Origin of the sequence: Mycobacterium sp. (assembly GCF_051006775.1) — a bacterium.
In the GTDB taxonomy this organism is placed as follows: domain Bacteria; phylum Actinomycetota; class Actinomycetes; order Mycobacteriales; family Mycobacteriaceae; genus Mycobacterium.
In genome coordinates, this window is record NZ_JBPCSX010000111.1 from 1 (window position 1) to 2,693 (window position 2,693).

The 2,693-nt window shown below is 63.2% G+C and carries 2 protein-coding genes; one reads left to right on the forward strand and one right to left on the reverse strand.

Translation table 11 applies throughout. The features are described from left to right. Nucleotides 1–24: 24 nt before the first annotated feature. A complete protein-coding gene (locus tag ACR2JI_RS08195; protein WP_526389585.1) occupies nt 25–1,179 on the forward strand; it encodes an acyl-CoA dehydrogenase family protein in 1,155 nt (384 codons plus the stop codon). 1 nt (nt 1,180) lies between these two features. On the opposite strand, the gene fadD4 is transcribed toward ACR2JI_RS08195, so the two are convergent. Further along, the coding region (gene fadD4 / locus ACR2JI_RS08200; RefSeq protein ID WP_526389584.1) for a fatty-acid--CoA ligase FadD4 at nt 1,181–2,693 on the reverse strand (1,513 nt) is incomplete at its 5' end.

Genomic DNA, 2,693 nt, shown 5'->3' on the forward strand with positions numbered 1-2,693 from the left:
AGTGAGTCTGTCATTCTGGGTGGGATGCCCGGACTCAATGACGAAGAGACACTGCTCGTTGCGACCGTGCGGTCGTTCATCGACCGTGATGTCAAACCCACGGTCCGCGAGGTCGAGCACGCTAACACCTATCCCGAGGCGTGGATCGAGCAGATGAAGCAGCTCGGCATCTACGGGCTGGCGATCAGCGAACGTTACGGCGGGAACCCCGTCTCGATGCCGTGCTACGTCGAGGTCACCGAGGAACTTGCGCGCGGCTGGATGAGTCTGGCCGGCGCCATGGGCGGACACACCGTGGTCGCCAAACTACTGGAGATCTTCGGAACCGACGAGCAGAGGCAGACCTATCTGCCGCCGATGGCGACCGGAGAGCTGCGGGCCACCATGGCACTCACCGAACCCGGTGGCGGTTCGGACCTACAGAACATGACATGCGTCGCGCGCCGCGACGGGGACGATCTCGTCATCACAGGAACCAAGACCTGGATCAGCAACGCGCGGCGCTCCGGACTGATTGCCCTGCTCTGCAAAACCGATCCGTCCGCCGCCCCGCGGCACAGGGGCGTTTCGGTGCTATTGGTCGAATCCCCTTCCGAGGGGCTGACGGTCTCGCGCGATCTGCCCAAGTTGGGCTACAAGGGTGTCGAGTCATGCGAGTTGGCCTTCACCAACTGCCGGGTTCCGGCGACCGCGGTGCTGGGCGGCGAACCGGGCAAGGGTTTCGCACAGATGATGAAAGGCCTTGAGACCGGCCGGATTCAAGTCGCCGCCCGCGCGCTGGGAGTGGGGACTGCGGCATTCGAGGATGCGCTCGCCTATGCCCAGACCCGGGAGAGTTTCGGCCAGCCGATCTGGAAACACCAGGCCATTGGTCACTACCTGGCCGATATGGCGACCAAGCTCACCGCCGCACGTCAGCTCACGAGGTACGCCGCCGAGCGCTACGACAGCGGGATGCGCTGCGATATGGAAGCGGGCATGGCCAAACTGTTCGCCTCCGAGACAGCCATGGAGATCGCCCTGAACGCCGTGCGGATCCACGGCGGTTACGGCTACTCGACCGAGTATGACGTCGAACGGTACTTCCGGGACGCCCCGCTGATGATCGTCGGCGAAGGAACCAACGAGATCCAGCGCAATGTCATCGCCGCCCAACTCGTCGACCGCGGCGGGCTGTGAACTACGAGTACTTCTCGATAAGGCTCTGCTTGACCATCTTGCCGGTCTCGGTCCGCGGCAGGGTCTCCTCAAAGGAGATCGACCGCGGACACTTGTAGTGCGCCAACCGATCCCGCAGCCAGGTCACCAGTTCCCCGGCTAGATCGTCGGAAGCCTCAGCGGGATCAACCAGCTGCACCACACCTTTGACCGACTGGCCCATCTCTTCGTCTGGAATGCCGAACACCGCCGCATCCATCACGCGGGGATGTGTGACGAGAAGGTTCTCAGCTTCCTGTGGATAGATATTCACCCCGCCGGAGATGATCATGTGATGGCGGCGGTCGGTGAGATAGAGGAAACCGTCGTCGTCGACGTAACCGATGTCTCCGACGGTGCGCCAGCCGTGTCGGCTGGTTGATGCCGCAGTCTTCTCCGGGTCGTTGAGGTACTCGAACTGCGCATCCGATTCGAAGTAGATTTCACCAGGCTCACCGGCGGGCAGTTCATTGCCATCCTCGTCGAGAATATGCGCGGTTCCGACGATCGACTGACCGACCGATCCTGGATGGGTCAGCCAATCGTGGGCTCCGATGAGGGTGATTCCGTGGCCCTCAGATGAGGCGTAATACTCATCGACGATCGGACCCCACCAGTCGATCATCTGTTTCTTGACGTCGATCGGACAGGGCGCCGCGGCGTGGATCACCCGCTGCAGACTCGATACGTCATACGAATTGCGCACCGCCTCAGGCAGTTTCAGCATCCGGGTGAACATCACGGGGACGAACTGACCGTGCGTGACCCGGTGCCGTGCAATGGCATCGAGTGCTCCCTCGGCATCAAAGCGCTCCAGCACCACAACCGGAATGCCGGCGTTCTGCATGGACATCGACCACACATTCGGCGCGGTGTGATAAAGCGGCGCCGGGCTGAGATAGACCGCGTCCGGATTCACCCAGAAGGAGACGATGGCGCCCAGTGGTGGAGCCGCCTCGGCCGGCGCGATATGCCGCAGCTCCCGCCGGATGCCCTTGGGCCGTCCGGTGGTCCCCGAGGAGTACTGCAGCAGGTCGCCTTCGATCTCGTCGGCGATCGGGGTGGTCGGTTGGTCGGCAACACATTGGGGGTAACGCTGCCATCCGTCGCTGTCCGCGTCGGCCATCATACGGAGCGGCGGCAGACCGTTGGGCAGATGCTCGGCCAGCCCCTCACACACCGCGCGCAGCTTGGCCGAACCGATGATGGCTTTAGCGCCGGAGTTATCGACGATATAGGCGGCTTCAGCAGCCCTCAGATGGCTGTTGACCGGAACGTAGTAGAGGCCGGACCGCCGCGCTGCCCACATAATGGTGTGGAAATGCTCGTTGTTTTCGCACAGCACCGCAACGACATCACCCTCGCGAAGTCCGGCGGCACGGAACGCGTGCGCGAGCTGGTTGGCCCGGGCCTCCATCTGCCCGAAGGTGACCACAATCCCCGACGGGTACAGGATCGCTGCGGGCTTGTCAGGGGTGGCTTCCGCGTGCTCCCGG